Here is a 19,184-nt window from a genome sequence, read left to right as displayed (position 1 = left end):
GCGCGTCGAGGTAGTCCGGACCCGTCCCTCGCGCGTCGAGGTAGTCCGGACCCGTCCCTCGCGCGTCGAGGTAGTCCGGACCCGTCCCTCGCGCGTCGAGGTAGTCCAGACCCGTCGCTCAGGCGCCGAGGTATCCCTGACCCCTCGGCCGAGCTGCGTCATCCGCGCCCGGCGGGGCACGCGGAGATCAGGGGCCGATGCGACCGGAGTACCCCGGTCTCAACGCTCCCCGGGGTAGACGACGCCGATCTGCCGGCGCACTTCGTCGAGCACCCCCATGATGGCGACGGTCTCGTCGATCGACAGGATGTCGTCGGCGGCCGCGCCGTCGACCACGAAACGTTCGGCGGCGAGAGCCTGGTACTGCATGCCACGGCCCTCGACCTCGGAGCGGAACTCCTCGAGCACCTCGCCGTCGGGCGAGACGACCCGGAACGAGGTGGGCGTGTACCAGACCCGGTCGATCTCGATGCGGGCCTCGCTCCCGACGATCTGGGCGGCGTTCATCCCCGCACCCCGCGACGATGACACCGTCGTGGAGATCGCACCACCGGCGTGCACGAACGTCGTCGCCACTTCGGCGTCGCTCCCGGCATCCGACAGGCGGGCCATCGCGACGATGCGCTCCGGCAGCCCGAGCACGTCGACGGCGAACGAGATCGGGTAGATGCCGAGGTCGAGCAGCGCACCGCCGCCCAGCGCGAGGTCGTTGAGGCGGTGGGCGGGGTCGGTGGGGAGCTTCTGCGTGTGATCGGCCGACACGACGCGCACGTCGCCGAGGGTGCCGGCAGCGAGGATCTCGCGGATGCGGACCATGTGCGGCAGGTACCGCGTCCACATGGCCTCCATGGCGAGCAGGCCCTTCTCGGCAGCCCGGTCGCGGATCATCGCGGCCTCGGTCGCGTTGAGGGTGAAGGGCTTCTCGACGAGCACGTGCTTGCCGTGGTCGAGGGCCAGCAGCGCGTTGTCGACGTGCGCCGGGTGCGGGGTGGCGATGTACACGATGTCGATGTCGGGGTCGGCCACGAGCTCTTCGTACGACCCGTGGGCGTTCGGGATGTCGTACTGCGACGCGAACTCGCGAGCGCTGTCGAGACGGCGCGAGCCGACGGCGGCGACGTGCAGTCCCGCCGTTCGCAGGTCGGAGGTGAAGGCGTGGGCGATGCCGCCCGTCGCGAGGATGCCCCAGTGCAGTCCGGTCATGGCATCCACCGTATCGGCGCACGTCCGGGTCCCGGGCCGCACGGGTGGCATCCGGCCTCCTCTCCGCCGCGTCTGCCGCCGCCACGCACCCACCTCGCGTCGTCGGCTATCCTCGTGTGACCGGTCACGCAGCAGCGCGCGACCCGCAATGAGGCGGACGATGAGCGACACCGATATCCCGGAGGCGACGGGGCGCGCCCCGAGCATCCGTGATGTCGCGCGGCTGGCCGGGGTGTCATACCAGACCGTCTCGCGGGTGATCAACAACAGTTCGCAGTTGCGGCCCGAGACGGCGGCGAAGGTGCGCGCGGCGATCGCCGAGCTGAAGTTCGTGCCGAATCAGGCGGCGCGCGCGCTGGCGACCAGCCGTTCTCGTCTCATCGGCGTGCTGGGTCCTCGCGTGACGACCCATGGCGTGGCGTCCATGAGTCAGGCGATCGAGTCCGCCGCGCGCGCCGCGGGGTACCGGTTGACCGTGACGAATCTCGCCACGAACGATCCGGACGACGTTCGCGCCTCGATCGACCACCTCATGCAGCAGTCGATCGAGGGGCTCATCGCCCTGGCTCCGCAGACGCGGGTCGTGCCGATCCTCGAGGAGCTGAAGCTCCCCGTGCCCGTGCAGACCGTGGCATCCACCGGGGTCTCGAGCTCGCACAACGACCAGGCCGCCGGAGCGCGCGCCGCGGTGCGTCACCTCATCGAGCTGGGGCACACCCGCATCCTGCACATCGCCGGTCCGCGCGACTGGATCGAGGCGGATCACCGGATGCGGGGCTACCTCGCTGAGATGGATGCCAACGACCTGCCGCCCCGGCCACCGGTCCTCGGCGACTGGACCGCGCAGTTCGGCTACGAGGCGGGTCGGGAGCTGCTCCGCACCGAGGACGTCACCGCGGTCTTCGCTGGCAACGACCATATGGCGTTGGGGTTCATGCATGCCGTTCGGGCCATAGGCCGCTCGGTTCCGCAGGACATCTCGGTCATCGGGTTCGACGATGTGCCGGAATCGGCTCATCTCTGGCCGCCGCTGACGACGGTCCGGCAGGACTTCGCGGGGATCGGCACCCGCGCCGTCGCCGACCTGCTCACCGCGCTCGGTGAGCGGACGGCTGACGCACCCGCTCCCGAGCCCGATCACCTGCGGCTCATCGTGCGGTCGTCGACCGCTCCTCCCTCCCGCTGACTTCGTCACGTTTCGGCAACGGCTCACCGTCATTCGTTCCGGGACTTGACAGGTCGACCGCAGAGCGGGGTAGCATCACACACACAATGTGAACGGTCACATGACCGGGTCACACGGCCGACGGGACTCGCTGCGGAGCGAATCCGTCGAGACGAAGACGTTTCGAACGACACGGGTCTCCCGCGTCGCCGACCGGCTGCTCGTTTCGCCCCCGAGGCCGTGCGTCCTCGATGTGCTCCGTCAGCAGTGCCTGCGATGGGCTCCCGGGAGACATCGCGACTAACACCCAATGGAGGGAACCAGAGTGAAGAAGCACAGCATGCTCAAGGCGGTCGCCGGAGCCGGCGTCCTGGCGCTCGGAATCGGTCTCGCCGGTTGCGCGGGAGACCGCACCGGTGGCGCCGCGCCCGGCGAGTCGCAGGAGGCGGGCGGCATCATCGGTGTCGCCATGCCGACGCAGCAGTCGGAGCGCTGGATCGCCGACGGCAACAACGTCAAGTCGCAGCTCGAGGAGCTCGGTTACCAGGTCGACCTGCAGTACGCCAACGACGACATCCCCACCCAGGTCTCGCAGATCGAGAACATGATCACCACGGGCGCCAAGGCCCTGATCATCGCCTCCATCGACGGAACCACGCTGACCGACGTGCTGCAGCAGGCGAAGGACGCGAACATCCCCGTCATCGCCTACGACCGCCTCATCAACGGCACCGCGAACGTCGACTACTACACGACGTTCGACAACTACAAGGTCGGCGTGCAGCAGGCCACCTCGCTCCTCACCGGCCTCGGCGTCCTCGACGCCTCGGGCGCCGACACGGGCGCCGCTGGTCCCTTCAACGTCGAGCTGTTCGCCGGTAGCCCCGACGACAACAACGCCACGTTCTTCTGGCAGGGTGCGATCGACACCCTGCAGCCCTACCTGGACAAGGGCACGCTCGTCGTCCCGTCCGGCCAGACCGAGTTCGGCCAGGCGGCCATCCTCCGCTGGCTGCCGGAGACGGCGCAGAAGCGCATGGAGAACATCCTCACCGTCATCGGCGGCACCAAGCTCAACGGTGTGCTCTCGCCCTACGACGGCCTGTCGATCGGCATCATCTCGGCCCTCACCTCGGGCGGCTACTCGGCCAGCGACCTGCCGGTCATCACCGGTCAGGACGCCGAGGTCGGTTCGATCAAGTCGATCATCGCGGGTGAGCAGTACTCGACGATCTTCAAGGACACGCGCGAGCTCGCCAAGCAGGCCGTGACCATGGTCGACGACATCCGCAAGGGCGAGACGCCCGAGGTCAACGACGAAGAGACCTACGACAACGGCGAGAAGATCGTCCCGTCGTACCTGCTCGAGTCCACGATCGTGACGAAGGACAACTACAAGGAGATCCTCGTCGACAGCGGTTACTACACCGAGGCCGACCTGGGTTGATCCCGTCGGGAGGGCTTCCGCCCTCCCGCCCCGCCTCCGCCGTGACCCGAACGGGTCGCGGCGGAGGCTCCCGCGGGTGCGCGCGACGCCCACCCGCCCCATCATCCCCACCGGCCCGGAGCCGGTTCTGCAAGGAGGACCTCGTGAGCACCATCCTCGAGATGCGCTCGATCACCAAGGAGTTCCCCGGCGTCATCGCGCTCGCCGACGTGTCGTTGACCGTCGAGCGCGGAACGGTTCACGCCATCTGCGGCGAGAACGGCGCCGGCAAGTCGACCCTCATGAAGGTGCTCAGCGGGGTGTACCCCGCGGGCGACTATCGCGGCGAGATCGTCTTCGACGGCGAGACCGTCGAATTCAAAGACATCCGTGACAGCGAGGCGGCCGGCATCGTCATCATCCATCAGGAGTTGGCGCTCAGCCCGTACCTCTCGATCGCCGAGAACATCTTCCTCGGCAACGAGATCACCCACCGTGGACTGATCGACTGGGATGCCACCAACCGCGAGGCCGCGAAGCTCCTCGCCCGCGTGGGTCTCGGCGACAGCCCCGATGTGCCCGTCAATGAGATCGGCGTCGGCAAGCAGCAGCTCGTCGAGATCGCGAAGGCCCTGTCGAAGGACGTCAAGCTCCTCATCCTCGACGAGCCGACCGCCGCCCTCAACGACGACGACTCCGAGCACCTGCTCGATCTGATCCGTCACCTGCGCGGTCAGAACATCACGTGCATCATCATCAGCCACAAGCTCAACGAGATCCGTGCCATCGCCGACGAGGTCACGATCATCCGCGACGGTCGCACCATCGAGACCCTCGACGTGGCCACAGGGGGTACCAGCGAAGACCGCATCATCCGCGGCATGGTCGGCCGCGAGCTCGAGAACCGCTACCCCGACCGCGATGTCGAGATCGGCGACGAGGTCCTGCGCATCGAGGACTGGAACGTCAGCCACCCTACGGATGCCGCGCGCACCGTCATCCACCAGGCGAACCTCAACGTTCGCGCCGGAGAGGTCGTCGGCATCGCCGGTCTCATGGGTGCCGGCCGCACGGAGCTCGCGATGAGCGTGTTCGGCAAGAGCTTCGGCTCGCGCATCTCGGGCACCGTGTACATCAACGGCAAGAAGGCCGACACCTCCACGGTGCCCAATGCCATCCGTAGCGGTCTCGCCTACGTGACGGAGGACCGCAAGGGTGCCGGACTCAACCTGATCGACACGATCAAGCGCAACATCTCGCTCGCCGGGATGCGCAAGCTGGTCAAGGGCGGGTTCGTCGACGGCGACGAGGAGTACCTGGTCGCCAACCGCTACCGCAAGTCGATGAACATCAAGGCGCCCAGCGTCGACGTGGTCGTCGGCAAGCTCTCCGGCGGCAACCAGCAGAAGGTCGTGCTGTCGCAGTGGCTCTTCTCCGACCCCGAAGTGCTGATCCTCGACGAGCCCACGCGCGGCATCGACGTGGGCGCGAAGTACGAGATCTACACGATCATCAACGCCCTCGCGGCGCAGGGGAAGGGGGTGCTGGTCATCTCCTCGGAGCTACCCGAACTCCTCGGCATCTGCGACCGCATCTACACCCTCAGCGAAGGCCACATCACCGGCCAGCTGCCCATCGAAGAGGCAACTCCCGAGGCACTCATGGTGCTCATGACGAAGGAAAAGGAAGCCGACCATGTCAGCGCTTGACAACACCGTGACCCCGAAGGGTCCCGCCACGCCGAAGGGACCCGTCGGCGGCGGCGCCGGCAGCGGTGCCGGTGGCCTCGTGCAGTTCTTCACCTCGCGCCTGCGCGAGATCGGCATCTTCATCGCCCTCATCGTCATCGTGCTGCTGTTCCAGGCGCTGACCGGCGGGCGTCTGCTCACCGCGGGCAACGTGTCGAACATCATCGTCCAGAACAGCTACATCCTGATCCTCGCGATCGGCATGGTGATGATCATCATCGCCGGTCACATCGACCTGTCGGTCGGTTCCGTCGCCGCCTTCGTCGGTGCCGTCTCGGGTGTGTTCATCGTCGAGTGGGGCATGCCCTGGTGGCTCGGCATCGTGCTGTCGCTCCTGATCGGCGCGGTGGTCGGCATGTGGCAGGGCTTCTGGGTGGCCTACATCGGCATCCCGGCCTTCATCGTGACGCTGGCGGGCATGCTCCTGTTCCGCGGCCTCACGCAGATGACCCTGGGCAACACGCAGATCACGCCCTTCCCGACCGAGTACCGCCAGCTCGGCGGTGGCTACCTCTTCCCCGACCTCTTCCCGGCCACCTCGTCGCCGGCGGAGTGGATCACCGTCGCCCTGGGCGTGCTGACCCTCGTGCTCTTCGTCGTGTCGCAGGTGCGCCAGCGGGCGAAGCGCGCGGCGCTGGAGCTGCAGAACGAGCCCCAGGTCGCATTCCTCGTGAAGGTCGTCGGTGGCGGCGCGCTCATCGTGTACCTCACCTACCTGCTCGGTGTGGCTCCCGGCTCGCGCGGCACGCCCATCGTGCTCGTCGTGCTCGCCGTGCTGATCATCGGGTACTCGACCGTCATGAGCCGGAGCGTCTTCGGCCGCCACATCTACGCGATCGGTGGCAACCGCACCGCCGCGAAGTTGTCCGGCATCAACACCCGCCGCGTCGACTTCATGCTCTTCGTCAACATGGGTGTGCTCGCGGCCCTCGCCGGCATCGTGTTCACCGGGCGCCTGAACTCCGCCGGTCCCGGTGCGGGAAACCTCTTCGAGCTGGATGCCATCGCGGCATCGTTCATCGGTGGAGCCGCCGTCCAGGGTGGTGTCGGCCGCGTGGTCGGCGCGATCGCCGGTGGTCTGGTCATGGGTGTGCTGAACAACGGCATGTCGCTGATGGGCATCTCGACCGACGTGCAGCAGTTCATCAAGGGTCTCGTGCTGCTGCTGGCCGTCGCCTTCGACGTGTGGAACAAGAACCGCACGCGCGGGTGATCCTCGCCCTCCTCGAACGCCCCGTCGCCTCGTGCGGCGGGGCGTTCGTCGTCTCCGGCTTCGGGATAACCCGAATCGAGCCGGGGGCTGACCGGGAGGTGCCCGGAGGGCCGGAGTCATAGCGTGGATGCCATGACCACGGCATCCGTTCTCCCGCCCCCGCCGCCGCTCCCCGGCGCGTCCGTCGCCCCCACCGCCTCCGCCCCCGCGGCCTCCGGCTCAGCCGCGGAGCCGACGCCCCCGGTCGCCGTCCCGCCGAAGGTGCGCATCGCCTCACCCGGCCGCGTCGCGGGTGCGGCGGCGCACCTCGCCGCCCTCGGCGTCGTGGGCCCGGCCGTCTTCACCGCTCTTCTCGGCCTCTTCGGTTCGGGGTTCGGACTGCTCCCCGCCCTGCTCATCGGCGTGGTCGTGCTCGTCGTCTTCGTCTACGCCCTCTTCGGCGTTGCATGGTTCGAGCGTGCACGCGTCGACGGGCTTTACCGGCTCGGGCTCGCGTCCCTCCGTCCGCGTCGGAGCCCCAAGACCGGTTTCATGGGGGTGCTGCACACCATCTGGCTGCAGGCAATCGATCCGCTGCAGTGGCGGGCGGTGGCGTCCTTCGCCGTCGCGACCGTGCTGGGCCTGGCCACCGTTACCGCGATCGGGGTCGTCTCGTGGGGCCTCGGCCTGGCGGTGAGCCCGATCTTCGGCTGGTCCGACACTCGCTTGTTCGGTCTTCTGCCACTCCCGGGAATCGCGGCGCCGTTGACCGGCATCGCGGCGATCATCGTCGCGCTCGGCGTCATCGTCGGCCTCGCGATCCTCCACGGCGTGATCGTGCGGGCGATCTTCGTCCCCTCCCGTGAAGCGCAGCTCGTCGAGCAGGCCCGCACGTCCGACACCCGTCGCGCCGGCGCTGTCCGTGCCGCCGAAGTGGAGCGCACGCGCATCGAGCGCGATCTGCACGACGGCGTCCAGCCGCGCCTGGTCTCGATCGGCATGACGCTGGGCCTGGCCCAGACCAAGATCGACGACGACCCCGAGGCCGCGAAGGCGTTGGTCGCCGAAGCCCACGCCTCCACGAAGTCGGCGATCACCGAACTCCGGCAGCTCGCCCGTGGCATCCACGCCTCCGTGCTTGAGGACCGGGGGTTGGATGCCGCGCTGTCGGCGCTGGCATCCCGCTCGCACATCCCGGTGACGCTCGACGTTCGCCTGCCGCGCCGCTGCGGCCGCGCCGCGGAGGAGGCCGTCTACTTCGCCATCGCCGAGACGCTCACCAATGCTGCGAAGCACTCCCGCGCCGCCGCCTGTCGCGTCGACGTCCGCGTACGCGAGGACGGATCGCTCTGGGCGCGCATCGAGGATGACGGGCTCGGGGGAGCGCGGATCGTCCCCGGCGGCGGCCTCGACGGCATCGTCAACCGTGTCACCGCCGCGGGCGGCACGGCGCGCATCGACAGCCCGCAGGGCGGCCCGACGACGGTGGAGGTGAACGTCCCGTGCGCATCCTGATCTGCGAAGACTCGGTTCTTCTGCGCGAGGGTCTCGTGCGCCTGCTCGCCGATGACGGCCACGAGGTCGTCGCCGCCCTTCCGGACACCTCCGGGCTCGAGACCGCGGTCGCCGAGACGACGCCCGAGCTCTGCATCCTGGACGTCCGGCTCCCGCCCACCTGGACCGACGAGGGCGTGCGCGCGGCGATCGCGCTGCGGTCACGGCATCCGGGGCTCGCCGTGCTCGTGCTGTCGCAGTACGTCGAGGAGCGGTACGCGAGCGACCTGATCGCCGACGGACAGGGAGCGCTGGGCTACCTGCTGAAGGACCGGGTCGCCGACGTCGCGGACTTCCTCGCCGCGGTTGCCTCGATCGCGGGCGGCGCCACAGTGCTCGACCCCGAGGTGGTGGCGCAGCTGCTCACCCGGCGGCGCCGCGACGAACGGGTGCAGAGCCTCACCGAGCGGGAACGGTCCGTTCTCGCGCTCATCGCCGAGGGCCGGTCGAACCAGGCGATCGCGAACGCGCTCTTCGTCTCCGAAGCCAGCGTCGAGAAATACATCACCGCCATCTTCACCAAGCTCGGCCTGGAGCAGGACGAGACCGGCAACCGCCGGGTCATCGCCGCTCTCGTGCACCTGGGCCACGACCACACCGGAGCGACCTCATGACTTCGCAGACCCCTTTCCCGACCCTCGCGGCCCCCGAGCCGCCCCGCCGTCACGGCGCCGCCTTCGCCGTGTCGGTGATCACGATCGTCGTCGGCTCCTGCGTCGCCTTCGCCACCCTCGCCGGCACCGGGGTGTCGGCGGTGGCGAGCATGGCCGACTGGCGCGGCGACTCGGTCTCGTTCGACGACTCGTACGACGCCTCGTCCGACGCCTCGACGGCGCAGCTGTCCGATCTCGACATCGACGTGGCCGGTGGAGAACTCACCGTCGAGTTCGGGGACGTCGAGGTCGCGCAACTCGACGCCGACACCCGCGGGCGCAGCGGGTGGACCTTCGAGCGCGACGGGGACTCCCTGCGTGTCGCTTCGCCGTCCGGGTCGTTCGTCGACGCGGGTCGCGGGTCGCGCGCCACGCTCACCCTCCCTCGTGATCTCGACGGGGCCGGGATCACGGCCGACATCCAGGTCACCGGCGGAGCACTCGACATGACCGGCGGCTTCGGTGACGTCACGGTGGAGGTCGCGGGCGGCACGGCGTCGGTCGACGGCGCGGCGCGCGATGTAGACCTCACGGTGTCGGGCGGGTCCGTCTCGGCGCGGATCCAGGATGCCGAGACCGCGTCGTTCGAGGTCGCCGGCGGCGAGTTGACGGCGACGTTCGACGGCGTGACCCCGACGAGGACCGACGTGGAGGTGACCGCCGGCTCCGCCGACATCACACTCCCCGACGACGAGTACCGCGTGCGCATCGACGACGGTCTGGGCGCGGTCGACAACGGCCTGCGCACCAGTTCATCGGCGGTCGCCGAGGTCGACGTGCAGGCGACCATGGGGTCGGCGCGCCTGCGCTCGTGAGGCGCACGTGAGGGGTCATCTTCTGTCGCCCGGATTCCGGTTCGGCGACAGAAAGTGACCTCTCACACGTTTTCGGTCAGTCCGCGGTCGGACCGCTGCGACGCGCGCCGGAGCCCCGGCGGCGGGAGATCACCAACCAGACGACGAGTCCGGCGATGACGAGGACGGCGACGATCAGCAGCACCCAGGGCAGGATCGTTGCGGAGTCGGCGACCGGGGCGGGCGTCGGGCTCGCCGACGGCGTGGCGCTGGGCGTCGGCGTCGCGGATGGACTGGCCGATGCGGCGGACACCTGCACGACCGCGGAGGCGAGCACCGTCTCGCCGTCCGAGAGAGCGATCGTCACGGAGCCGGCGCGCGCGGGCGTGAACTCGACGGTGGCCGTGCCGTCGGTGACCGCGGTCGTGATCGACGGCCCCGTGCTGCTGCCGTCGCTGAACGATCCGCCATCCGTCGAGTCCAGCCCGAAGCCGACGGTCTCGAGGCCGCTGACCTTCGCTTCCACCTGCGTCTTCTGACCGACGACGAGGGCGGAATCGACCTCGATGATGGGGGTCTGCGACGTCGCGGTGGGCTGAGGTGCCGACCCGCTGACCGTCACCGACACGGTGCCCAGCACGGTCTCGCCGTCTCCGACGGCAACGGTGAACGTGCCCGCCTGCGTCGCGCGGAAGTACGCCGTGGCCTGGCCGTCGTTCGCCGGACTGCTGACGTCGGTGGAGCCGACCCCACCCGACTGCGTCGAGAGCAGGCCTCCCGGTGAACCGGCCAGACCGAAGAAGGCGTCTTCCAACCCGCCGAGCCCGGTGGCGGTGATCGTCGTCGTCTCGTTGACGGCGACCGTGCTGGGGCTCGCGCTCACGGCAGCCGTGCCGCGCGCCGAGGCCGCGGTGCCGAAGCCTCCGGCCAGGAGTGTCGTCAGGGCGACCAGGGTGACGAGCTGCGTGATGCGTTTCATGGGATCTCTCAGAGTCGGGAGTCGGTCGCCGACCGGCTCGGATGTCCGCTGCGGAGTGCCGCGGGCGAGGCGGCCACGACGACCGGGGCGAGGGTGGGCGACATCGTCCGATCCGTCGGAACGGGTCGACCGCCGTCGGTCGCTCGTCTCACCGTGGCGGACATCCCCTCCGGGCGCAACGTCCCTTTGCGGTCATGTCCGCATTCGGACGCCGACACCGTCGCTCCCGGCCCGCACGCGGGCCGCGCTCGGCCGGGGCCGGGCGTCGGCACGGGCGCGCACCGACTCACGCTGTCGTCCGATCCTGCCCGAGGGGTGACGCGCGCTTCGCCGGGCGGCGTCTGACGTTCGGGACGGCGATGGCGGCGAGCACCGACGCGATGCCCACGACCTGCGCCACGGTCAACGTCTCGCCTCCGACGAGCACGCCCAGCAGAACTCCCATGACCGGGTTGAGTAGACCTATCAGCCCGACGGTGCCTGCGGGCAGCCGGCGCAAGCCCGTGAACCAGCACACGAACGCCAGGGCCGTCGCCACGACCGCGATCCCCGCGTAGGCGACGATGCGCGTGGCGTCCACCTGCGGGGGAGCGCCCTCCACCAAAGGCGCCACGACGAGCAGGACGAGACCGCCGGCGGTGAGCTGCCAGGACGTCGTGGCGAGGAGGGGCGTGTCATCGTGCCAGCGGGTTGTGAGGATCGCCCCCAGCGACGATGCGAGAAGGGCGAGAACGGATGCCATCACCCCGGGGGCCGAGACACGGAGGGTGCCGAAGCCCACGACGAGGAGGACGCCGACGATGCCGACCATTGAGCCGAGTGCCCATCGCACGGTCGGGCGTTGGGCGAGCAGGGGCCACGCGAGACCGGCCAGCGTCAGGGGTGCCAGAGCCATGACCGACGCGGCGATCGACGAGGGCAGCATCTGCGCCGCGAGGTACACGAGAACGAAGAACGCGCCGAAGTTGAGGAGGCCGAGCACGGGCGCTCTCCACCACCACGCGCCCCGGGGTCGACGACGGGCGAGAGCCCACAGCAGCAGTCCCGCGGGAAGGGCCCGCAGCGCGGCGCCCCACAGCGGGGCATCGGCCGGCAGGAGGTGCCGGGTCACGACGTAGGTCGCGCCCCACGCGATCGGGGCGACGGCGGTGATCGCCACCGTCCGCCAGGTAGTTTCCATGGAAGGCATTATATCTTCCGCGGAAGGTAAAGTGTCTCCCATGACTCCGACCGACCGCGTCGACTCCATCGCCGCCCAGTGGCGCACCGAGCGGCCCGACCTCGACACCACGCCCCTCCAGGTGATCGGGCGTCTGCACCGTCTCGCCGACCGCCTGCGTGACGAACTGCTCGCCGAGTATCGACGTTTCGGCCTCGGCGAGGGGGAGTTCGACATCCTCGCCGCGCTCCGTCGCGCCGGCGATCCCTTCGCCTCCGCTCCCGGAGAACTCGCCCGGCACACGATGGTGACCACGGGCGCGGTCACCAAGCGGGTGGACCGGCTCGTGGCATCCGGTCTCGTGGTGCGCGGCGCCGACGCCGACGACGGGCGGGGCCGAGTCATCCGTCTCACCCCCGCGGGACTCCGCGTGATCGACGAAGCGTTCGCGGCGCACCTCGCGAACGAGGAGCGCCTCCTCGCCGGGCTCACCCCCGCTCAGCGTCGAAGCCTGGAGGCGCTGCTGCGCGAATGGGGAGCGGCGCTGGGAGTGTGAAGGCTCAGCGAGACACTTCGGCCGGGGCCGGGCGACTCACGTGCCCTTCAGGGCCTTCGCGATGCGCTGCGGCGACACCGCTTCGGCGGTGCCGAGGCGCTGGGCGAACAGGCTCACGCGGAGCTCCTCGAGCAGCCACCGGGTCTGCACGAGGTTCGCGGGGGCGCCGGCGGGGAGCGGCGCGGTGCCGCCGGCCTCGACGAAGCCCGCGGCGGCGCGCTCGTACTCGGTCATGCGCTGCCGGTCGCGACCCGGGTTGTCGGAGAGCGTCTTCACCCGGTCGAGCGCGCCCGCCAGGTACCGCGGATAGTGCTGCAGGCGCGACAGGCCGGTCCGCGACAGGAACCCGGAGAACAGCAGCCCCGTCACCTGCCCGCGCACGTCGTTGAGCGCGCCCAGGAGCGTGATGGACGCGGCGTCCTTCATCGCCCGTTCCAGCTCGCGCTGGGCGAGCAGGATCTTCGCGGCCAGCGCGACCGTCTGGAACGTGCGTTCGACGGAGGCGGCCGAGAAGGCATCACGAACGCGCTCGAAGTCGGCCTTCGTGCGCACGACGCCGTCAGGGCTCTCGCGCCCGAGCACGTCGTCGGCCAGGGCCACGCGCGCATCCTCGATCAATGCCTTGGCGTTCTGGTACGGGGATGCCGCGAGCGCCAGCTTCTCGTTCGCGGTGAGGTGGTCGAGCACGTAGGCGGCGGGGGAGGGGACCGCGAGCAGCATCAGGCGTCGGATGCCGGCGCGCGTGTGGCGTGCGGCATCCTCCGGGGTCGCCTCGACGCGCAGAGCCACGCTGTCGCCCTCGTCGACCAACGCGGGGTAGCCGCGCACGACGCCCCCCGCGACCGGGGTGTCGACGACCTCGGTGAGCTCATCGAGGTCCCACGTGGTCAGTTTCGCGCGCGAGGCGAAGGCCGGGGACGCCTCCGCGACGCGACTGGCCGCCCTCTGCGCGGGTCGGGCGATCGTGGACTCGACGCTCGAGCGGGCCTTTTCGGCCAGGCGCCGCTGCAGCGCTCCCAGGTCGCGGTCGCTGCCGATCGCGCGACCGCGCGGGTCGACGGCGCGGAACGACGGCATGAGGTGCCCGGGGACGCGCTCCAGCTCGAAACTGGCGGCGCTCACCCGTTGGTTCGCCACGCGCTGGACGAGGGCGGCGAGGGCGTCGACGAGCGTCGTCTTCGGCAGGCCGTTCGCGTGCTCGGGACCCTTCTCGGCGAGTTCGGCCGAGAATTTCTCGGCCCAGTCGGCGGCGGGGACCACGTTGCGGCGGATGGTCTTCGGAAGAGCTCGCAGAAGGGCGGTGACGAGTTCGTCGCGCATACCCGGCACCTGCCAGTCGAACCCGTCGGGACGCAGCTGCGCGAGCAGGGGGAGCGGCACCACCACCGTCACGCCGTCGTCGGGCGCTCCGGGCTCGAAACGGTAGGCGAGGTTGAGCGTCTGTTCGCCCTGACGCCAGCGGGCGGGGAACGCACGGTCGTCGCCCTGCGCCCGGTCGCCGGTGAGGTCGGACTCGCGCAGATCCAGCAGGTTGGGCGTACGGGTGACGGCATCCTTCCACCACGTCTCGAACGAGCGCACGTCGGTGACGTCGGCGGGGATGCGGGAGTTGTAGAACGCGAAGACCGCTTCGTCGCCGACGAGGATGTCGCGGCGGCGCTCGCGCTCCTCGATCTTCTCCAGCAGGCGTCGCTGCTCGACGTTGCGGCGCAGGAACGCGGTGAGTCGCTTGTCGAGCACCGACGGGTCCCACTCGCCCTCGACGAGGGCGTGGCGCACGAACATCTCACGTGCCAGCGGTCGATCGAAACGCGCGAGTTGCACACGGCGGCGGCCGACCAGCTCCACGCCGAAGAGGGTGACCTTCTCGTAGGCGGCGGCGGAGCCGGCATCCTTCGACCAGTGCGGCTCGCTCAGCGAGCGCTTCACCAGGTCGGGGGCGAGGTCTTCGGCCCACGCCGGGTCGACGGCGGCGACCGTGCGGGCGAACAGGCGCGAGGTCTCGACGAGCTCGGCGGCCATGACCGCCGAGGGGCGCTTCTTCTTGAGCCCGGAGCCGGGGAAGATCGCGAACCGCGCGCCTCGCGCGCCGATGTACTCGCCCTTGACCGGCCGGGCGTCGCCCGGGGCCTTGCGGTCCTTCGTCGTTGTCATCGTGCGGGGATCCAGGATGCCGAGATGCGACAGCAAGCCCGAGAGGATCGCGCGATGGATGGCGTCGCCCGCGGCGTGGCCCTCGGGGGCGGTGTCGCCGTCGGGGCCGGTGTGCTGGGGGCCGCGTTCCGGCCGGGATGCACCGGGGCCCGACGTCCGCGAGTCGCGTCGCTGTCTCGGCGACCGGGAGGGGTCTGGTGCAGCCGAAAGCGGAGCGCGGTCGTCGGCGCCGCGCCTCGCGCCGCCGCTGTCACCGCGCCCGCCGTCACCGCCGCGCCCGCCGCCCTCGGCGCCCAGCGACCGCAGCTGTCGGTGCACGTCGACCCACTCGCGCACGCGCACGTAGTTCAGGTGCTCGCTGCGGCAGAGGCGTCGGAAGGCGCTCGACCCGAGCTCGGCCTGCTTCTCCTGCAGGTAGTCCCAGAGGTTCAGCAGCGAGAGGAAATCGCTGGTGGGGTCGGTGAATCGGGCGTGGAACCGGTCGGCTTCCTCTCGACGCTCCTCGGGCCGTTCGCGCACGTCCTGGATCGACATGCCCGACACGATCGCGAGCACCTCGGACTGCACGTCATTCCGCCGCGCCTCGATGAGCATGCGGGCGAAGCGGGGGTCGATGGGCAGCCGCGCGATCTCGCGGCCGATCTCGGTGAGGCGCGGTCCGCGGTCGTCGTCGCGGCCGCGGGGCCGGTCGCCCCGTGGGCGCGACGGGTCGCCGTCGTCGCGGACATCGCGGTCCCGCGAGGCATCGGCGCCGCGCGCCCCCGGCGCCGGCAGTTTCACCGCGCCGAGCTCCACGAGCAGGTCGAACGCCGCCTTGACGCCCCGCGAGTCGGGCGGGGTCAGGAACGGGAACGCCTGGATGTCGCCGAACCCCAGCGAGAGCATCTGCAGGATGACGGATGCCAGCGACGTCCGCAGGATCTCGGGTTCGGTGTACTCCGGGCGGCGGGTGAAGTCGTCTTCCGAGTAGAGCCGGATCGCGACGCCCGGCGACGTGCGGCCGGCGCGCCCGGAGCGCTGCTGCGCCGAGGCCTGCGAGACCGCCTCGATCGGCAGGCGTTGGATCTTCGAGCGGTTGCTGTAGCGCGAGATGCGCGCGGTACCGGTGTCGACGACGTACCGGATGCCGGGGACGGTGAGACTCGTCTCGGCGACGTTCGTGGCCAGGATGACGCGGCGGCGCACGCCCGCGACGCTCGAACGCTCGAAGACGCGGTGCTGCTCCGCGGCGGAGAGTCGGCCGTAGAGGGGGAGCACCTCGGTGGGGGCGGCATCCTTCTGGTAGGCGCCGCGGATGGCATCCGCCGCATCGCGGATCTCGGCCTCGCCGGGGAAGAAGACCAGCACGTCGCCGGCGGGCTCACGGTCCAGCTCGCGCAGGGCGGCCACGACGGCACCGACCTCGTCGACGTCGTCGTCGGAGCGCCCCGTCCTGACGGCAGGCCCGGTCTTGGCGGCTGGACGTGCAGGACTTCGGAGATTCGACGGTGCGGGTGCCGCGCGGCCCCGGGATGACGGAGCTTCGCCGCCGTCGGCATCCGGAATCTCCGGAGTCACGCCCGCGTCCTCGTCGCCGCCCGCCGGCCGGTAACGGATCTCGACCGGATACGTCCGACCCGACACCTCGACCACCGGGGCGGGGACCGGCTCGCCGCCGGGATCGCGGGGAGCCGCGGCGAAGTGCCGCGCGAAGCTCTCGGGGTCGATCGTCGCCGAGGTGACGATGATCTTGAGGTCGGGACGTTTCGGCAGGATGCGGCGGAGGTAGCCGAGCAGGAAGTCGATGTTGAGCGAGCGCTCGTGGGCCTCGTCGACGATGATCGTGTCGTAGCGGCGGAGGAGTCGGTCGCGGTGGATCTCGTTGAGCAGGATGCCGTCTGTCACGAGCGCCACGCGGGTGTCGGCCGACACCTTGTCGGTGAAGCGCACCTTATAACCGACGGTCGAGCCGAGGGGAACCTGCATCTCCTCGGCGATGCGCTCGGCGATCGTGCGCGCGGCGATGCGGCGGGGCTGCGTGTGCGCGATCGAGGTGCGGCCGAGTTCCAGGCAGATCTTGGGCAGCTGCGTGGTCTTGCCCGAACCGGTCGCCCCCGCGACGATCACGACCTGGTTGTCGCGGATGGCGCGCGCGATCTCGTGCCGCGCGGCGCTGACGGGCAGCTCGGGCGGGTAGACGATGACGGGTTCGACAGACACAGCCTTTCAGCCTATCGCGGTGCCGCGCCGGGCGGCGCATCGCGTCGCCGGCGCCGCGCCGGTGCGTCGCCGCCGCCGCGCCGTTGCGTTGCGTCGCCGCCGCGCCGCCGAGAAACGGCTCCTCTTGCGAGACACGCCGCGTCACGCCGTGTCTCGTCGCAGAATGCGTTTCTCGCGCGCCCGCGCCCGCGCCCGCGCCTGCCCGCCCACCCGCCCACGCCCGCGCCGCCGCTCGTCGACAGCTACGGCATCGACGCCTTCTGGGCCAGGATGCGGGTCGCCGCGGCATCCACCTTGGCGGCGAACGCGGGGTCGGTCTGCGCGCGCGAGCGCACGGCGTCGCGCATCTCGGGGTACACCGACGGATCCGCCGACACCAGCAGCAGGTCGACGCCCGCGTCGACGGCGAGGGTGGCGCGATCGGCGGGGGAGTATTCTCCGACCTGGTCGGCGGCCGAGAGGTCGTCGCAGGTCACGACGCCCTCGAAGCCCACGCCGTCGCGCAGCACGCCGACCACCGCCGGCGAGAACGCCGCGGGGACGCCGGGGTCGATCAGCGCGTAATCGGCGGTCGAGAGCATGACGACCGCCGATCCCTGCGACAGCACCGTGCGGTACACACCGACGTCGGGACCGTCGGGGGTGACCACCTCGTCGGTGACCCCGGTGGAGTAGTCGGTGTTGTCGCTGACGTGTCCCAGGCCCGGGAAGTGCTTGAAGGTCGGCAGCACCCCGCCATCGCGCATTCCGGCCGCGAACGCGCCGGCCTTCGCGGCGACCGTCGCGCCGTCGTAGCCGTACTCGCGCGCCAGCGCGCCGATCGGGGGATTGGATGCCGCGAACTCCGGGCTGGTGACGACGTCTGCGACGGGCGCGAGGTTCATGGTGACGCCCGCCGCGGCCAGCTGCCGGCTCCAGGTCGCGGCGCTGGCGCGGAGCTGGTCGTCGGGCTGCTGCGCCTGCTCCACGGCCGAGGGGATGCCGTCGAACCCCGGCCCCGACAGCACTTGAACCGTGCCGCCCTCCTGGTCGGTGGCGACCCACAGGTCGGGGCTGCCGGCCGCGACTGCAGCGGTGAACTGTCCCACCAGGCCCGAGATCGCCTGCGCCCCGGCATCCGATCGTCCGTGCAGGAAGATCCCGCCGATCTGGTCGTCGGCGACGGCCGCGAGTGTCGTCGCGTCCGCTCCGTCGACCGAGGTACCGACCATGAACATCTGCCCGACCTTGTCTTCCAGGCTCATCCCGGCCAGCGGATCAGGTGTGGGAGTCGGGGTGGGCGTACGCGTCGGCGTGGGCGTGATCGTCGCGGACGGCGAGACCGCCGGCACCGGCGTCGGCGCGCACGCGGTGAGCGTCAGTGCCGCGAGCAGCAGCAGGGCGGTCGGACGCGCGGGACTCTTCACTCTCCGATCGTCGCGCATGGGCCTGAACGATCCCGGCGCTTGACTCTGCCGCAGCGTCAACGGGCAGGGTGGATGCCATGAACGAATGGCCCATTGCAGACATCGCCCGGGCGGCCGGGGTGACCAGCCGTACCCTGCGTCACTACGAGAGCGTGGGGCTGCTGCATCCGGCGCGGGTCGCGTCGAACGGATACCGGTTCTACGGCGACGCGGAGATCGCCCGCCTCTACCGCATCCTGTCGCTTCGCGCGCTCGACATGGCGATCCCCGACATCGCGCGGGCGCTCACAGACGAGCGGTCGTTCGCCGACACGGTACGCGCGCACCTGACCGTGTTGGAGCGCGGGCGATCGGCTCTGGATCGACGCATCACCGCGGTCCGCGACACCCTGACAGCACTGGAGGAAGGACGAGACATGAGTATCGACGATGCCCTCGCGGGGGTAGACGACTCCCGCTACGAGAGCGAGGTCCGCGAGCGCTGGGGCGACGACGCGTGGGTGCGCAGCGCCGCCCGCCGCCGCGCCCTCAGCCCCCAGCAGCGCAGCGCCGACGACGCCCGCGGGCGCGAGCTCAACGCCGCGCTGCGCGACGCGGCCGCGGGGCGGGACCCCGACGATCCGGAGCTGCGTGCGCTGATCGCCGCGCACCACGACTGGATCGCCGAACAGTGGGGGCGTGTCCCGGATGCCGCTGCCTACATCGGTCTGGGCGAGCTGTACGTGACGGACGCGCGGTTCGCCGCGGTCTACGGCGGGGAGGAGAACGCGGCCGTCATCCGGGATGCCATGGCCGCCTACGCCGCCGCGCGCCCGCGCTGAGCGGGGGCGGCGCGACCGGTTGCCGCGACCCGCGGCGGCGTGCGCAACCTCAGCGATACGCACGACCTCAGCGATCCGCACGACCTCAGCGATCCGCACGATGTCAGTCGGCATCCGCCGGAATGGGCTGAGGATGCGCGGATCGCGGAGGATCCGGTTGCTGCGGCTCCGGCCG

Annotated in this window: 14 protein-coding genes; 9 read left to right on the top strand and 5 right to left on the bottom strand. The window is 70.6% G+C overall.

The window, feature by feature from the left end; translation table 11 throughout:
• Positions 1–219: 219 nt before the first annotated feature.
• On the bottom strand, positions 220–1,203 hold the full coding sequence (locus MT347_RS05170; protein WP_243498723.1) for a Gfo/Idh/MocA family protein: 984 nt from the start codon (positions 1,201–1,203) through the stop codon (positions 220–222).
• Positions 1,204–1,363: 160 nt separating this feature from the next.
• Between MT347_RS05170 and MT347_RS05165 the strand changes: the two genes are divergently transcribed.
• The 7 genes from MT347_RS05165 (at position 1,364) to MT347_RS05135 (ending at position 9,756) form a co-directional block, all read left to right on the top strand.
• Entirely contained in the window at positions 1,364–2,389 is a 1,026-nt protein-coding gene (locus MT347_RS05165) for a LacI family DNA-binding transcriptional regulator (RefSeq protein ID WP_243498721.1), read from the top strand.
• Between the two features lie 319 nt (positions 2,390–2,708).
• Positions 2,709–3,815, top strand: coding sequence for a multiple monosaccharide ABC transporter substrate-binding protein (chvE, locus tag MT347_RS05160; RefSeq protein ID WP_243499063.1), 1,107 nt, complete (start codon positions 2,709–2,711; stop codon positions 3,813–3,815).
• Between the two features lie 161 nt (positions 3,816–3,976).
• Positions 3,977–5,503: a multiple monosaccharide ABC transporter ATP-binding protein gene (mmsA, locus tag MT347_RS05155; RefSeq protein WP_243499061.1), complete on the top strand. Its 1,527-nt coding sequence runs from the start codon at positions 3,977–3,979 to the stop codon at positions 5,501–5,503.
• The gene (gene mmsB / locus MT347_RS05150; RefSeq protein WP_235561284.1) at positions 5,490–6,755 is read left to right on the top strand and encodes a multiple monosaccharide ABC transporter permease; all 1,266 of its coding nucleotides are present in this window, start codon (positions 5,490–5,492) and stop codon (positions 6,753–6,755) included. The genes mmsA and mmsB overlap by 14 nt, the downstream gene beginning before the upstream one ends.
• Positions 6,756–6,887: 132 nt before the next feature.
• On the top strand, positions 6,888–8,249 hold the full coding sequence (locus tag MT347_RS05145) for a histidine kinase (protein ID WP_243498719.1): 1,362 nt from the start codon (positions 6,888–6,890) through the stop codon (positions 8,247–8,249).
• Entirely contained in the window at positions 8,237–8,902 is a 666-nt protein-coding gene (locus tag MT347_RS05140; protein WP_243498717.1) for a response regulator transcription factor, read from the top strand. The genes MT347_RS05145 and MT347_RS05140 overlap by 13 nt, the downstream gene beginning before the upstream one ends.
• Positions 8,899–9,756 carry a hypothetical protein gene (locus MT347_RS05135; protein WP_243498715.1) on the top strand — a complete coding sequence of 286 codons (858 nt, stop codon included), beginning with the start codon at positions 8,899–8,901 and terminating at the stop codon, positions 9,754–9,756. Before MT347_RS05140 ends, MT347_RS05135 begins: the two co-directional genes overlap by 4 nt.
• 76 nt (positions 9,757–9,832) lie before the next feature.
• Here the strand turns inward: MT347_RS05135 and MT347_RS05130 are convergent, their stop codons facing one another.
• A complete protein-coding gene (locus MT347_RS05130) occupies positions 9,833–10,714 on the bottom strand; it encodes a hypothetical protein (RefSeq protein ID WP_243498713.1) in 882 nt (293 codons plus the stop codon).
• 286 nt (positions 10,715–11,000) lie between these two features.
• Positions 11,001–11,894, bottom strand: a complete 894-nt coding sequence (locus MT347_RS05125) for a DMT family transporter (protein WP_243498711.1) — start codon at positions 11,892–11,894, stop codon at positions 11,001–11,003.
• 40 nt (positions 11,895–11,934) lie between these two features.
• Here MT347_RS05125 and MT347_RS05120 point away from each other — a divergent pair, with 40 nt between their 5' ends.
• Entirely contained in the window at positions 11,935–12,429 is a 495-nt protein-coding gene (locus MT347_RS05120) for a MarR family winged helix-turn-helix transcriptional regulator (protein ID WP_243498709.1), read from the top strand.
• Positions 12,430–12,465: 36 nt separating this feature from the next.
• Here the strand turns inward: MT347_RS05120 and MT347_RS05115 are convergent, their stop codons facing one another.
• A complete protein-coding gene (locus MT347_RS05115; RefSeq protein ID WP_243498707.1) occupies positions 12,466–16,782 on the bottom strand; it encodes a DUF3418 domain-containing protein in 4,317 nt (1,438 codons plus the stop codon).
• Positions 16,783–17,024: 242 nt separating this feature from the next.
• Positions 17,025–18,188, bottom strand: a complete 1,164-nt coding sequence (locus MT347_RS05110) for a glycoside hydrolase family 3 N-terminal domain-containing protein (RefSeq protein WP_243498705.1) — start codon at positions 18,186–18,188, stop codon at positions 17,025–17,027.
• A gap of 77 nt (positions 18,189–18,265) precedes the next feature.
• On the opposite strand from MT347_RS05110, the gene MT347_RS05105 reads away from it, so the two are divergent.
• The gene (locus MT347_RS05105; RefSeq protein ID WP_243498703.1) at positions 18,266–19,009 is read left to right on the top strand and encodes a MerR family transcriptional regulator; all 744 of its coding nucleotides are present in this window, start codon (positions 18,266–18,268) and stop codon (positions 19,007–19,009) included.
• The last annotated feature ends 175 nt before the right edge of the window (positions 19,010–19,184 follow it).

The sequence above is a fragment of the Microbacterium sp. VKM Ac-2923 genome (genome assembly GCF_022815605.1).
In the GTDB taxonomy this organism is placed as follows: domain Bacteria; phylum Actinomycetota; class Actinomycetes; order Actinomycetales; family Microbacteriaceae; genus Microbacterium.
This window is presented reverse-complemented; position numbering and strand designations above follow the sequence as displayed.

Coding starts and splice junctions, on each gene's coding strand:
- MT347_RS05170 (WP_243498723.1), bottom strand. CDS start 1,203: ATGACCGGACTGCACTGGGGCATCCTCGCGACGGGCGGCATCGCCCAC.
- MT347_RS05165 (WP_243498721.1), top strand. CDS start 1,364: ATGAGCGACACCGATATCCCGGAGGCGACGGGGCGCGCCCCGAGCATC.
- chvE (WP_243499063.1), top strand. CDS start 2,709: ATGCTCAAGGCGGTCGCCGGAGCCGGCGTCCTGGCGCTCGGAATCGGT.
- mmsA (WP_243499061.1), top strand. CDS start 3,977: ATGCGCTCGATCACCAAGGAGTTCCCCGGCGTCATCGCGCTCGCCGAC.
- mmsB (WP_235561284.1), top strand. CDS start 5,490: ATGTCAGCGCTTGACAACACCGTGACCCCGAAGGGTCCCGCCACGCCG.
- MT347_RS05145 (WP_243498719.1), top strand. CDS start 6,888: ATGACCACGGCATCCGTTCTCCCGCCCCCGCCGCCGCTCCCCGGCGCG.
- MT347_RS05135 (WP_243498715.1), top strand. CDS start 8,899: ATGACTTCGCAGACCCCTTTCCCGACCCTCGCGGCCCCCGAGCCGCCC.
- MT347_RS05130 (WP_243498713.1), bottom strand. CDS start 10,714: ATGAAACGCATCACGCAGCTCGTCACCCTGGTCGCCCTGACGACACTC.
- MT347_RS05125 (WP_243498711.1), bottom strand. CDS start 11,894: ATGGAAACTACCTGGCGGACGGTGGCGATCACCGCCGTCGCCCCGATC.
- MT347_RS05120 (WP_243498709.1), top strand. CDS start 11,935: ATGACTCCGACCGACCGCGTCGACTCCATCGCCGCCCAGTGGCGCACC.
- MT347_RS05105 (WP_243498703.1), top strand. CDS start 18,266: ATGAACGAATGGCCCATTGCAGACATCGCCCGGGCGGCCGGGGTGACC.